Origin of the sequence: Delftia sp. RIT313, from assembly GCF_000632165.1 — a bacterium.
GTDB lineage: Bacteria > Pseudomonadota > Gammaproteobacteria > Burkholderiales > Burkholderiaceae_C > Comamonas > Comamonas acidovorans.
The window spans coordinates 236,084-248,191 of sequence record NZ_JFYT01000035.1 but is presented as its reverse complement, the minus strand read 5'-3'; the positions used below and the strand labels follow the sequence as shown (position 1 = coordinate 248,191).

14 protein-coding genes are annotated in these 12,108 nt (G+C 65.1%); all 14 read right to left on the bottom strand.

From position 1 onward, the window contains the following. Positions 1–741: 741 nt before the first annotated feature. Genes BW39_RS08550 through BW39_RS08490 form a run of 14 tightly spaced genes read right to left on the bottom strand, consistent with a single transcriptional unit; the run spans position 742 to position 11,971 of the window. A complete protein-coding gene (locus BW39_RS08550) occupies positions 742–1,002 on the bottom strand; it encodes a hypothetical protein (RefSeq protein ID WP_235264176.1) in 261 nt (86 codons plus the stop codon). Positions 1,003–1,034: 32 nt separating this feature from the next. Continuing rightward, a complete protein-coding gene (locus BW39_RS08545; protein ID WP_235264175.1) occupies positions 1,035–1,463 on the bottom strand; it encodes a hypothetical protein in 429 nt (142 codons plus the stop codon). 7 nt (positions 1,464–1,470) lie between these two features. Beyond that, a complete protein-coding gene (locus tag BW39_RS08540; protein WP_043821070.1) occupies positions 1,471–2,052 on the bottom strand; it encodes a glycoside hydrolase family protein in 582 nt (193 codons plus the stop codon). Continuing rightward, positions 2,049–2,360, bottom strand: a complete 312-nt coding sequence (locus BW39_RS08535; RefSeq protein ID WP_043821068.1) for a hypothetical protein — start codon at positions 2,358–2,360, stop codon at positions 2,049–2,051. The genes BW39_RS08540 and BW39_RS08535 overlap by 4 nt, the downstream gene beginning before the upstream one ends. Positions 2,361–2,411: 51 nt before the next feature. Then, positions 2,412–2,876 (bottom strand): hypothetical protein, encoded by a 465-nt coding sequence (locus BW39_RS08530; RefSeq protein ID WP_235264174.1) that lies wholly within the window; start codon positions 2,874–2,876, stop codon positions 2,412–2,414. Then, positions 2,876–3,217 carry a hypothetical protein gene (locus BW39_RS30920; RefSeq protein ID WP_152547206.1) on the bottom strand — a complete coding sequence of 114 codons (342 nt, stop codon included), beginning with the start codon at positions 3,215–3,217 and terminating at the stop codon, positions 2,876–2,878. Before BW39_RS30920 ends, BW39_RS08530 begins: the two co-directional genes overlap by 1 nt. A 4-nt stretch (positions 3,218–3,221) precedes the next feature. Continuing rightward, positions 3,222–3,944: a head decoration protein gene (locus BW39_RS08525; RefSeq protein ID WP_043821066.1), complete on the bottom strand. Its 723-nt coding sequence runs from the start codon at positions 3,942–3,944 to the stop codon at positions 3,222–3,224. 10 nt (positions 3,945–3,954) lie between these two features. Beyond that, on the bottom strand, positions 3,955–4,329 hold the full coding sequence (locus tag BW39_RS31915; RefSeq protein WP_152547205.1) for a hypothetical protein: 375 nt from the start codon (positions 4,327–4,329) through the stop codon (positions 3,955–3,957). Then, positions 4,326–4,763 carry a hypothetical protein gene (locus BW39_RS08515; RefSeq protein WP_043821065.1) on the bottom strand — a complete coding sequence of 146 codons (438 nt, stop codon included), beginning with the start codon at positions 4,761–4,763 and terminating at the stop codon, positions 4,326–4,328. Before BW39_RS08515 ends, BW39_RS31915 begins: the two co-directional genes overlap by 4 nt. Before the next feature lie 53 nt (positions 4,764–4,816). Next, on the bottom strand, positions 4,817–6,715 hold the full coding sequence (locus BW39_RS08510) for a hypothetical protein (protein WP_043821062.1): 1,899 nt from the start codon (positions 6,713–6,715) through the stop codon (positions 4,817–4,819). A gap of 2 nt (positions 6,716–6,717) precedes the next feature. Beyond that, positions 6,718–8,382 carry a hypothetical protein gene (locus BW39_RS31510; protein WP_043821061.1) on the bottom strand — a complete coding sequence of 555 codons (1,665 nt, stop codon included), beginning with the start codon at positions 8,380–8,382 and terminating at the stop codon, positions 6,718–6,720. A gap of 8 nt (positions 8,383–8,390) precedes the next feature. Further along, positions 8,391–10,316, bottom strand: coding sequence for a hypothetical protein (locus BW39_RS08500; RefSeq protein ID WP_043821058.1), 1,926 nt, complete (start codon positions 10,314–10,316; stop codon positions 8,391–8,393). An 18-nt stretch (positions 10,317–10,334) separates the two neighbouring features. Next, positions 10,335–10,796, bottom strand: a complete 462-nt coding sequence (locus tag BW39_RS29755) for a hypothetical protein (RefSeq protein WP_052155296.1) — start codon at positions 10,794–10,796, stop codon at positions 10,335–10,337. Beyond that, complete coding sequence (locus tag BW39_RS08490; protein WP_043821057.1) at positions 10,793–11,971, bottom strand: hypothetical protein; 1,179 nt, start codon at positions 11,969–11,971, stop codon at positions 10,793–10,795. The genes BW39_RS29755 and BW39_RS08490 overlap by 4 nt, the downstream gene beginning before the upstream one ends. Positions 11,972–12,108: the final 137 nt, after the last annotated feature.

The following is a 12,108-nucleotide window of genomic DNA, read 5'->3' as shown; positions in this document are numbered from 1 at the left end:
ATCAATGACGCCGCAGCAACGCGTCATCCAGGCCGAGAAAGAGGCCCGAGAGGCGGCAGAAGCAGCGCGCGCCGCGGCGATGAGGCAAGCCGAGTAGCACCGACGTCGAAGGAACAAGGCCAGTGATGGGAATCTGAATCGACATCCCGTTATCTGTTACTTCTAATAACACAACAATACAAGGAATTTCAGTAAAAGAAGTCAAATTGCATGCATTAATCCATCCTATTTAAGCAATCAACAACTGGCTCCTAAAATAAGATGAGACTTCTTTCACAAGGAGTAAAAAAAGTGCAATTCAAACATATCGTTTCTGCCGCCGCAATAACTCTTATTACAGGGACTTCTCACGCATGGAATTTGGTTTACTCACATGACGCTAGCGGCACCCCTACGGCAGGGTCGCTGCAGACGCTGCGAACCGCCCTTAATAATGGCTCCAGCTTGAAGGTTCAACTCATATCGCCGAATGTGCAGACGTGGACTCTGTACTGCACTCAGCACGGCGTCAAGGCCGATGCGTCTCAAGCAGTTGTTTGCCTAAGCAATACCAATCTAGGTATGGATGTGCGAGTAGGCTCCAACTTCGGAGTGGTCGGTTTGCCTCCAAGCTCCACTAGCTATGCAGTTAATACGACTGGGCAGTTTGTTGAAACCAACATCAATCACAGCAACGGGGCAGTGGTCAATAGAGCCGTAAGCAATATTTCAATGCAGTGGTTCGTTGACTAAAAGAGGCGTCTATTGCTCGATCGGCCGCGTGCACACCATGAGCGCAGCCATCAGCTGGATCTCGTAGGCCTCGCGCCGCTCGATCTCGGCCAGGGCGGCCTGGGTGAACTGGTCTACTGTGGCGCCAGGGCGCAGCTGCTCGGTGGGCATAACCGGGCGCTCTGGCACCGGCTCGTCGCATGCCACCGGCACGGGCACATTCACGCGCTGCAACTCGACGCGCGTCGGCGGGGTTTGGCAGCCGGCCAGGGCCAGCAGGGAAGCTAGCACCGCGAATTGACGAATTGAGCAATTTGTCAATTTCACGGCTTCGCCCTCCCCTGCAGCCAGTTGTCCACCCGGTGCTGGGCGCTCGCGCAGGCATAGCCGGGCACGGCTGGGGGTTTGGCCAGGATCTCATCGGCGCGCTGCTCGTGCGTCCGCGCCTGGGCAGCGGCGCTGGCTCGCGCGACCTCGCCCTCTTTCTTGCGCCGGTCGGCCAGCTCGCGGAGGTCATCGACTGCATCGCTGCAGGCGGCGGCCAGGTCGCGAGCGCCGTCCCGCTGCTGGGTCATCTCGCCCACGCTGGCCCGCGCGGCTGAAGCGGCGTCGCGCTGGCCCAGGTAGGCCCTGGCCAGCAGCACGTTGCCAAGCAGGCTCACCAGCAGCGCGAGGACAGCGGCCGCGAGCAGTTTCGGTGTGATCCCGGTCACCGCCCACCCCTCCACCAGTACCACCACATTGCGATCCAAATCGGGCTCATGACTGGGCCTCCATGCATGCGGCGTGCCGCGCCTGTTGACGGGTCCAGACGCCGCGGCAAACCTTGTTGCCGGGCGTGCTGCAGTCGTAGCGCCACCGCGTCGGCCGGCCGTCCGCGCCCCACTGGTAGGCGCTGTAGGCCTGCAGGGGCTGAGCGCTGGTCATGAAGCGGTAGGCCAAGTAAGCGTTGCAGGCGCCGGCATAGTCGCCGGCCCGTGTCCTGGCGAGCATCGAGGAGCCGCGCCAGGCCCCGCAGCCGTACTGGCCCGCGAAGTCCACGGCCTGGGCGAATTCGACTGCATGCACCCGCGTGTCGCCCAGCGAATCGCGCACGCAGGCGCCGTACTGCTGCTCCAGCAGGTTGATGGCCAGTTCGCGCGCCCGTTCGCGGGTGATGGGCGGGTCTGCCATGGTCACGCGTGTGCCGTCCTCGTAGCGCGTGGCGCCGTGGCCGATGGTGGGCACGTCGCCGCGAACCGGGATGATCGGATCTGCGCTGAAGCCTTCTGCGGCAATCCAGGCCGCGAGGATGGCGGCACCAATGCCCAAGCCTGCCGCTGGTATGCGGGCCGTGCTCATGGCGCGCCCCAGTCTGTTTCGGGCTCCGGCTTCAGCCCTGCCAAGCGCGCGAGGCGCTGTCGCTGCTGGGCGCGCTGGTAGTCCTGGCGCCACTTCCAGATCAGATAGCCGGCCTGCAGCACGATGAACGCCAGCGAAGCCACCACCAGCCATTCGCTGAGCGGAAGCCCCCAAACCTTGAACACCCCAGTGGCAGCAGCACCTGGCGTGGCGTGTACGGCAGCATTGGCCAGGTCCTGCCGCTGCTCTGCGCTCAGATGCTGGTGGATGCCCATCAGCGCGAGCAGGGATACGAGGTATTTCTTCATGGCCCCGATGATTCCGAGGCCGGGCCGCGCTGGCGAACCCTACACGGGGGCCTACGCGCGCTGCGCTGCTGCCCAGACGAACAGCACGTCTATCTGCTCTGCAGTCAGGCCCAGCACTGCAGCAACCTCCGCCACGGTCTCGCTGTAGCGCAGCCAGTCTTTGGCATCGTTGAGTACTGCGTCTACCCGGTCCAGCAATTCGCCGGGGGGCAAAGCGTCCCGCCACATCAGCACGCGCGCCAGCAGGTTGTCGAACGGCCGAGCATGGTCAGGGCCCAGCAGCACCAGAGCGCCCTGCTCCAACACATGGCGCTTGAGCGCCAGCCGCCCAGCCCAGCGCGGCACTTCAAGCGGTAGGGCAGTTCCTGGCGCTGCAGGCCTCATTCCCACCAACGCTTTAATCCGCAACTGTTCAAATTCAGCGCTGCCCACAGCAACCAATCCGGAATACAGCTCCGGATCAGCATCAATCTCGAAGGCATAGAGCCGATCCGATGAGTCCTTGAAAAGCAGCATCAGCGGTACTCCATGTACTTCGTCACGTTGTGCCCATCCGCAAAGTAGAAATACGTATCTCCCGCCGGAACAATTGCCTGTACCCCGTTTCCGGAGCCGGTGTAATTGACATAACTCACAGCCACCCAATTTCCACGAAGATTTATCGCTAAGCACGCGGTTGCGCCCTCCCCACGCGACGTTCCGATAATGCTCACCAGGATCGGTTTTGAAGTTGTATTCGTGTAGGTGACGCCAGTAGTCCTGCTGGCTGTCACGTCTTGCCAGGACTGGCTTGCACCGAGGATTTGGTCCTGCGACGCAACATCCTTTGCATTCGCCCGTGTGCCGACGTGCTTCATGAGGTCAGCCCGTGATGGTTGCCCGGTACTGGCCCGTGGTCGGCGCCACAGCAAAAGTCAGCTGCACTGTGTTCACCCCGTTGGCGACCCAGTCACACAGCACGCCGGCATTCGTCGCGGTCTCCCGCACGCTGACCACCACGTCCTGGGTGTTGAGGCTGTGGGTCACGGTGATGGTCGTGGCCGTGCCATCGCCCACGGTGGCCGAGGCCTTGCGCGCCACCACGCCGGTATCAACAGCGATGACACCGGCACTGATGCTGATGCCCAGTCCCGCCGTGTAGCTTGCACCGCCACCGACCTGGGCGAACGTCAGCGCCGTGGTGCCGATGGTGATCGGCGCGTCCGTGGTCATCAGCCAGACCTGGTTGCCCTGCGTCGTGCCCTCGGAGACAAAGACCGCGGCGCCCAACACCTCGCTGGCGGCATCGAAGTCTGTGGCCCGTGCCCACGCGCCGGAGGCGGCCAAGTACACGCCGTTGGCAGAGCCCGTGGTCTGGTTCTTCACCAGCACCCGGTCGCCGGCCACGATGGACACGCCGTCAATGGTCTGGGCGCCGGACAGCGTGATGTTGGCCGTGGTGGCGGCACGCGCCGGCTCCTTCCATTTGTAGCCCTGCACTGCCGCGTCGAGCTGGGCCTTGGTGACAGCATCCTGCGGGTTGACCGCGTCGGCCAGGTTGATGACCCGGTTGCCCGAGGCGTCGAGGTTGTTCGTGATCTTCATGGCTGGGCCCTCAGTTGCAATAGGCGCGGCCGGTCAGCGGCACGCTGTGGGTGATCTGGACGATGTCGGCGTCCACGTAGCGGACATCGGGGTAGAGCTGGCCGCCGAGGTTGTCCACGACGGTGATGGAGGGGTAGCGGCCCAGGTTGTGGGCAACGGTCCAGACGGCTGCTGCAGCGCTCTGGATGTGGGTGTAGGTCGCGCCAGCGCCGCCGCCGGGCGGGCCTTGGGGGCCCTGGGGGCCAGGAATGCCCCGCGTCACGACGACAGCGGGCGGCGCCGGCTGCTGCACCACATGGGTCTTGCCGCCCTCGCGCGTCACCACGACCGAGGTCTGCCGCTCGATGACGGCGGCCGAGGATTCGGAAGAGACGACGGTGGTCACCGGGTGCTCTCCGGGTACAGTGCGAAGCGCAGCTCGTACTGCCGCTCCACGTCACCGCTGGGGCGCGTGACCTCGATCTGGCCGATGCAGGAAGTCCAGCCGGGCGCAACGGGGCCGTACAGAAAGGCGGCGGTCTGTTCTGCAGTCATCAGCAGGCGCAGCCAGACCCCGTCCAGTTCGATCCCGCCGTTCGCAGTGCTCAACTCCAGCAGCACCTCCGGGTCACCGATCTCGCGCCGCAGCTGCATGCGGGCCGTGCAGCCGGTGTAGTCCTCGGGCACCTTGTCGGCGTCCGGCACCGGATCGCCGCTGCACGCCTTCACCAGCACGTCGCACTCCTCGCGCACCGGGTAGGCCACGCTGTAGCGCTCCAGGGCGGTGCGGAAGGTCGCGCCCTGGTAGATGGTGAAGTCGAGGCAGGCCGGGGTTGTCATGCCCCGCAGTGTTCCCGGCAGGGCTGCTGGAGGCGAACCCTAGCCGGGGGCGGTCAGCCGTCGCTGCTCTTGATGGCCACGGAGTTCAAGCCGGCCATGGCCTGGCCCGCGACTTGGCTGTGCGTGTTGGCGTTGGCGGCGGCCAGTTGCGTGATGGCCGCCTGCATGCTCTGCATGCTGGACTGCTGCACGGTCTGGGCACGCATGCGCGCATCGGCGTAGCTCACGTTCACATCCGCCTTGGAGCGGTAGAAGGTGGCTGCCATCTGCGCGTAGCTGACGGCCGCGGACGTCTGGGCCTGGTAGGCCATGAGCTTCTGGCGGTCGCCTTCGAGCTGCGTGCGCGCCAGTTCGCCACGTGCGGCCACGATCTGCCCGTACTCGCGCAGCGCCATCTCGTGCACACGCGCCCGGGAATCGTTGGTGATCGCGGCGGCCCGCACCACCTCGACCTTGGCGTCGATGCCGGCACGATAGGTCTGGATGGCCTGGCCGTCTGCCCGAACCTGGGCATCGTACACGCGCACCTGCAGCTCCTGGCCCTCCAGCGCGGCGCGGTAGCCGGTCCACTCGGTAGCCTTGGACTGGACCTCGGTGGCCCGGGTCTGCACCTGGGCCTGGAACAGTTCCAGCTTGAGCTTCTCCAGCCCGGCCCTGCTGACGATGGCATCAATGCGCGCACGGTAGACGTTCGCCAGGGACTGCAGCGACTCCATGCGGGCACGGTAGACGTTGACCTTGGCCATGTCCACCTGGGTCAGCGCCTGCAGGGCATCGACTTCGGCCTTGTACAGATCGATGGCCGCCATCGCGCCCCTAAGCCGCACCTCGTACAGCGCGACCTGCGCACGCCAGGCCTCCAACTTGGCGCCAAAGGCCTTGACCGCGATGTTGTAGGCCTCCACGGCCATGCCCACCACGGCCTTGGCGTGCTCCAGCGCCTGCCCGTTGATCTGCACCAAGTTACCGTGGTAGCTGAGCATGGCTGCGAGCACGGACTGGCGCAGGTTCAGCGAGGTGCTGATGGCGAACTGCAGGTTGGCCTGCTCCATCTCGGCCTGCTTCACTACCAATTCGATGTTGGCGCGGGCCACGTTGTCGGCAGCGGCCTGGCGGGCCTTGGCAGTCGCTGACAGCAGCGCGCCCGGTGGCAGCGTGTAACCCCTGTCTGCAGCGTCGGCCCAAGCGGCATCGCGCGCGCGCCGGTACTCGCCGAGGTTCCGATCCTTGGCCCGCTCCATCACCGCGCGCTCGACATCCCCGCTGAAACCGGAACCACCGGCCATCAGCTGGGACAGGCGCAGCTCCATGGTCTCCATGCTGGAGTGGTAGCGCGGGCAGTACCTGGCCAGCATGGCGTCCAGCTGGCCGTCCAGCACAGACATCATCGCGGCGCTGGCCCCGCGCTGCGTGGTCTCCAGCTGCACCGCCAGATCCGTGGGCTCCTCGGCGTCGAACACGGGCGCAGCAGAATCAAACACCGGCAGCACGATGGTGGGCTTGTCAGGTGCGGCCCGGTCCTGGATCTGCGGCTCGGGGATCAGTGGGTTGATGAGCTGGTCAGGCGGGTCCGGGAACTCATAGCTCGTGTTGATCGAGGGCGCAGAGATGGAGAAGTCCGCCAGCGCCGCTGGTGCGGAGGGCATCGTGATGGTGGGCACCATCGCCGTAGCCGCCGGCAGTCCGCTGATGTCGATGGGGCCGATATCTTGGAACTGCGGCGCCGCGCCCGGCGCCTGGGGCAGTTGGAAATCCACCCCCGCAAACTCCGGTACCTGCTGCAGCACGGGTGGCTCCAGCGGCTGATCGATGGGATCCAACTGCGGGTCAGGCTGCAGGTAGCCGATGCCCGTGATCATGTTGCTCACGTCCTGCAGCGCCTGGCGCGAGTCCGCCAGCACTTCGGCCGCAAAGCCGCGCTGGTCGTCGATGATTTCTTCTACAGATGCCATGGTCAGATCCTCCGTGTCTTGTTCACGACCTCGGCCTCGAGGTCGTCAATGGTCAGCGCGCCCCGGCCCGATAGCTCCAGGGCGTAGTACCGGGCGTCCAGCCCCCTGCCGAACTTCTGGCGGTAGTTCTGGGCGCTGGAGCCGCGCGGGGTGTCGTAGGGGTAGCGCTCCTGGCACTTCTCGCCCACGGCCACGGTGAAGCGACTGCAGGGCGGCATGCGGCCGCCGACGTAGCAGCTGATCCACGCCTTGCGCTGCGCGCTGCCGAAGTCCGTTGTGCCGGTGTGCAGGTGCCACGCGATGGGCTGGCCGGCGTCCGTATCGCCACCGAGGAAGTACAGGCCATTGGCGGCCATGGCCACGTAGCGCCCGCGCCAGCGCACGACCCGGATGAACGGGAAAGCCGTGTAGCGCGTTACCTCGTTGCCGCCGGTCTCCAGGCTGGTGCGCAGGTTGATCGCATATGCCTCGTGCACCACTGGCACCTCGGCCGTGGCCACCAAGAAGGCGCGCGCGGCAGGCGCCACGAGCACGATGTCAGCCCAGCCGCCGGCAATCGCCGCAGGCGCAATCAGGTCAAAGCTGGCCGTGGCCTCGCCATGAGCCTCCAGCTTTGCCACGGGCATGGGGCACACGAGATGGATCTGCGCCAGCCCTTCGGTGGTGGCCTCCAGGCTCACAACGGCGGCCGGGGCCAGCAACTCGATGCGGGCGCCTCCCACGAAATCGACGCGCGCCGCCGGCGCCATGAGCGCGATCTGCGCCAGGCCCTCCACCGTCGCTTCGAGCAGGACCTGCGGCACGGGGCAAACCAGCTCAATACGCGCGAGTTCGCTGACCGTGGCCTGCAGGCTCACGACGGGGGAAGGCGCAACGAGAGCGATCTGAGTGCCGCCAACCAACAGCGCTGTTGCCGCAGGGGCGACCAGCTCTAAGCGGTTCGCCGCGTCAGATCCTGTCAGCGCCACGCGCGCGGCAGGCGCCACCAGCTCGACACGAGCCCCAGCATGCAATTCGGCTCGGGCCACCGGTGCGATCAGGTCGAACCGCGCGAGCCCTTCGACTGTGGCCACCATCTCCAGCACCGGGGTGGGGCAAACGAGCTCGATCTCGTTCAGGATCTCTTCTGCGTAATCCGACGCAAAAGCGGCACGGTGCCAGTCCTCAGTGATGTCCATGCCCTGCCAGAGCCCAGGGACCAGCGGCAACAGGACTGCCACCCGCGCTGGCCGCGGAAAGTCACCCACTTCATCCGGTGCCTCCCAGTGGCACCAGACCATGTATTGGGTAGCAGGGTCCGGGATCAGCCCGCCAAGATCGTACCGGTCTGGGTCCGCCTGCAACGAAGCGCCCGTTTCGTTGATCTTGTAATAGAAGCGCCGCACGCGCTCGGGCGGCTGCTTGATATGCCGGAGCGCCAGTGGGTCCAGGTCGTAGTAGCCCTCGTATGCGGGATTATTGATGTCAGGCTCGGGGCGATATCCAAAGCGCAGACCCAGATAATCCTGCAGGGAGGCCTTGTAGAGAGCAACCCCCGAATAGACAGCGGTGCCATCGTCATACACCTCATAGACGTGCACCTGCGCCTGCCAGGTCTCTGGGTCGCCTGGTGGCGAGTAATAGTTCTCCTCGCGGCTGAGGTACGCGTATCCGGCAAGTTCGGCCATGGCTGTGCTCAGAGAAGGTGGACGGGATCGAGCCGGAAACCGGCCTCCTCGCCCAGCGTGAATTTGTCGGGACCGGGAGTGATGACCTTGCCCTTGCGCTGCATGGCAATCAGAGGTTCGCGGTCAGGCGCCCCGGTCAGGGCCAAGTCGTCATAGAACGTCGAAAGAGGCGGCTCACGGTGCACTGCGCCCGCGGGCGACGCGCAAATTACGAACTCACCCGGCCGGCGCACCGCGACGCTGCGGTAGTGCATCGTGTCCGTGCTCATGTTCGGTGGCGGTAGCCTCACGTGCCCTGTGAAAATGTCGCGTCCAAACAAATAACCCTGGCACCGCGCCTGCAGCCTCACCGAATAGGGCACGAGGTCGGTCCCGTTGAAGGGCTGCGTGTACTGCGCCGTCACCGCCGCCAGTGCACCCCAGCGCCCATCGATGTCTCGCAGGCTCAGCGTCTGCCGGCTGGAGTTCGAAGACTCAGTGGTGCTCACCGTTGCAGGTGGAGGATTCGGTGCAGGGTATGCCTGGGAATATGAATACGCCCATTGCCGAGTCCGAGTCACATCGTTGAAGTCGCTGGCGAGTTCAAGCGACATCAGCGCTTGCCCGTTGACCGTGATGGTCTCGGTGGTCTTGCTTGTGGAGCCTGCGCTGTAAACGTTGCTGAAAGATCCACTACCGGTGTAATGCTCCACCACCGGAAACACGCTGCCGTTGTAATAGTGCGTGTACTGGAATTGGCTCTTTTCCACTTCCTCGGCATAGCTCAGCGATTCGGAAAAGCGGACGCGTTCAACCAGCAGTTCCGTCCCATCAGGGGCCATATCCAGCCCCAGGATGTGAACGACACGCTCAGTGGTCCTGGTGCGCGAGTACCCCGAAGAACTGCTGTTGGACCGCGCGAAGGTGTTGTATTCGTCGATCGGGTAGTTCTCAGCATCGTGGAAGTCGTTGGCCAAGCTCCCTGGAAAATAGGATGAATCGGCAGGGTTGTGTCGTTGCTCGTTGACGCTGGTGAAGGGCTCATCGGGCGTGGAGACCAGCAGCCCCAATTCAAACTGGGCACCCAAATCACCATTGCTGTCACGGGCCAGCGTGCCACGCAGCGCATACCGAGGCTTCCCGAAACTGACCACCTCCACGCCGCCCACGACTTCGCGTGTCAGCGTCTCCAGCATCGTGATGCAGTGAGTGCCGATCCCGTCAAAGAAGAACGGCTGCGTGATCGCCAGCTCCATGTCGGCGGGCACTTCCCAGCGTGCGAACTCTTCGGTGTGCGCTAGGCCGTCGTCGTCCTTGATCTTGGGGTCCACACGATAGAGCAACACCTGCTGATCCCCGATGGTGCCGCTGGCCCCGGCCTCGTAGGCAGCGTGGACCAAATACTTCGCCGTGCTGCCCTGGGGCAGAGAGGCCTTGAAGATGGCGCAACCGCTCAGCTCACGGGCCACCTTGATGCGTGCACCGTTGCGGAAGATCTCCGCCTTGGCGCCGCTGCCTGCATGCTGGGCTCCCGTGATTGCATACCGGAAGCCGTTGCCGTGGTCATAGGTCAGCACATCCTTGTGGTCGTCGCTGATCCAGTCGTGAGGCCCCGCCTGCAGGTCCACGTTCTCCTTGCGGCGTAGCCCTTTGTCCGAGGCATTCAGAGTCATGGCACACAAGGGAGAGATCTCCTGACCATCCCTCTGGTGCACGCCCAGGCCATGGTCCAGGCTCGTCGGCCAAACCAGATAGTCCCAGCGCCCGCCCTGGATCTCGATCCATGCGTCATCGCCAGCGATGGTCACGCTCACCAGCATATCCAGCAGCTCGTAGCGCTGCGTGATGTGGCGAAACCCTGCTGCCCGCAGGGTGCTCACGCGCCCCCGCGCGAAGGGCAGCAGCTTGGCCTCTTCGGCGCCGCCCAGTAGCAGGTGTTCGCGCTCCGTCCCCATGGCCTGCCCGCCCTCGCCCTACTGCGCCGGAATCATGTACGAGAACGAATCGATGGTGATGGGCTGGCCAACCACCACAGTGAGCGTCGAGAACTTGCCTTCGCCTGAACCCACTGCCGCAGCGCCGTCAACGCGGGGAAGCAGCACCGATGCGGAGCCATCGTCTGCTCCGTTGCCGACGAACCGGAACCAGCCGATGGTGCCGGCGGCCAGGCCGGTGAACTTCCAGACCGCCGATGCCGGCTTGAGCACGCCGCCATTGGCCGGCGTGTCCAGGACCAGGCCATTCGTGGGCGAACCCGCAACCCAGGGGTCACCGTTCAACGTGGCACGGCCAAGCAGCGTCCCCGTGGGAGCTGCATCAGCGGTGACGGGCTGCGGTCCGCTGTAGACCAGGATGCAGCCGCCATTGAGCGCGCCGGCAAAGCCCGTGGTGCCAGCCTGCGCATTGCGCAGGGCCGTGGAGAGTTTGAGAGTCATGGCGATACCTCGCGTCGTTGGTTGAAAGGAGTGCCGCCCGCGTGCAGGCAGCTGATGAAACGGACCTGGCCTTCCAGCTCGAGCACGGCCGCGCCAGCCTGCAGGCCGGGCGCCACGCTCACGCGCGAGGCGGTCAGGTTGGTGAATTCGGGGAACTGGCACAACCCGCGCTGCGACCAGATGAGCGTCCGTTTGCCGTCCAGCGCCCACGGCAGGCCCGGCACCGTGCCGTAGCTGGCCAGCAGGACCAGGCCTTCGGACGTGTAGGCATGCATTGCGCGGTCGGTGGCCACCACCAGGCCGGCGTCGTTCGGTGCCAGGGCGTGCACGCGGCCGGGCACCATGAAGAAGCCCTCGGAGAGATCCCAGAGGTGCGGCGCCAGGGGTACGCTGCGCCAGACTGCGGTCTTGTCGTCCTCGGGCAAGTACTGGGCGGCATAGATGCGGCCGCGCCACTCGGCGATCACGTCCACGCCCTCGGGCAGCGGGTCCAGCCCATCGGTCAGCAGCTCCTGGCCCAGCGCCTCGGGCGGCTGCGCCCAGACAGCAGCAGGACCAGCAGCACCAAAGGCCAACTGAAATGCGGTGCTGTCGGCCGGTGCCACGTAGACGCGCGTCACGCAGCCGGGCAGCTGCTCAATGCCGCTGATCCGCAGCGCAGCGCCCTGCTCCACCACGACCTCGGCCGCCGTGCTGGCCGGCGTCTCCCGACCATCCGCCAGGATGAATGTGGCGCAGACGCGGTACTGGCCCGCCGGCAACTGCCCGCCCTCGCCCACCAGCACGCGCGGCTCGGCCGGCACAGGCAGGCGCCAGGGCAGCACATCACCTTCCCCAGGGATGATCCCGGCCGCGTCACCGGCCACATACAGCACCTGGTCGTTGATCTCGGTCCAGTACGCATCGCGGCCCAGGCCCAGCGCCAGGGGGCGCACGGTCATGTCGTCCAGCACCTGCCGCAGCTCGCCGCCGTCGACCACATACAGCCGGCTGAAATCGCGGGTGGAATACAGGCCCGTTGGCGTGCATGCCATCGCCAGCGTGCGGCCGACACGAACCTGCACCCCGCCCGACTCCGTCACATCGACGTTGTCAGCACGGGTGAACCACGACAGGCCGAGCCGCAGCGGGTCGGTGACGTTGTTCAGGCCTTGGAAGGAGCGAATTGCTGGCATGCCCCGACTTTGCCGAGCCGCTCTGAATGCGTCGAACCCTAGCCGGGGCACACGCTCCGCGAAAGTGTGCAACCAATTACATTGCCATTCCCCAATAGTTAGCAAAGTAATAGTTTGCTCAATAACAAAAAAAGCCA

Excerpts from the sequence above, each read along its gene's own strand:
- BW39_RS08540 (WP_043821070.1), bottom strand. The coding sequence starts at position 2,052 with ATGAGCACGGCCCGCATACCAGCGGCAGGCTTGGGCATTGGTGCCGCC.
- BW39_RS08535 (WP_043821068.1), bottom strand. The coding sequence starts at position 2,360 with ATGAAGAAATACCTCGTATCCCTGCTCGCGCTGATGGGCATCCACCAG.
- BW39_RS08530 (WP_235264174.1), bottom strand. The coding sequence starts at position 2,876 with ATGCTGCTTTTCAAGGACTCATCGGATCGGCTCTATGCCTTCGAGATT.
- BW39_RS30920 (WP_152547206.1), bottom strand. The coding sequence starts at position 3,217 with ATGAAGCACGTCGGCACACGGGCGAATGCAAAGGATGTTGCGTCGCAG.
- BW39_RS08525 (WP_043821066.1), bottom strand. The coding sequence starts at position 3,944 with ATGAAGATCACGAACAACCTCGACGCCTCGGGCAACCGGGTCATCAAC.
- BW39_RS08515 (WP_043821065.1), bottom strand. The coding sequence starts at position 4,763 with ATGACAACCCCGGCCTGCCTCGACTTCACCATCTACCAGGGCGCGACC.
- BW39_RS08510 (WP_043821062.1), bottom strand. The coding sequence starts at position 6,715 with ATGGCATCTGTAGAAGAAATCATCGACGACCAGCGCGGCTTTGCGGCC.
- BW39_RS31510 (WP_043821061.1), bottom strand. The coding sequence starts at position 8,382 with ATGGCCGAACTTGCCGGATACGCGTACCTCAGCCGCGAGGAGAACTAT.
- BW39_RS08500 (WP_043821058.1), bottom strand. The coding sequence starts at position 10,316 with ATGGGGACGGAGCGCGAACACCTGCTACTGGGCGGCGCCGAAGAGGCC.
- BW39_RS29755 (WP_052155296.1), bottom strand. The coding sequence starts at position 10,796 with ATGACTCTCAAACTCTCCACGGCCCTGCGCAATGCGCAGGCTGGCACC.
- BW39_RS08490 (WP_043821057.1), bottom strand. The coding sequence starts at position 11,971 with ATGCCAGCAATTCGCTCCTTCCAAGGCCTGAACAACGTCACCGACCCG.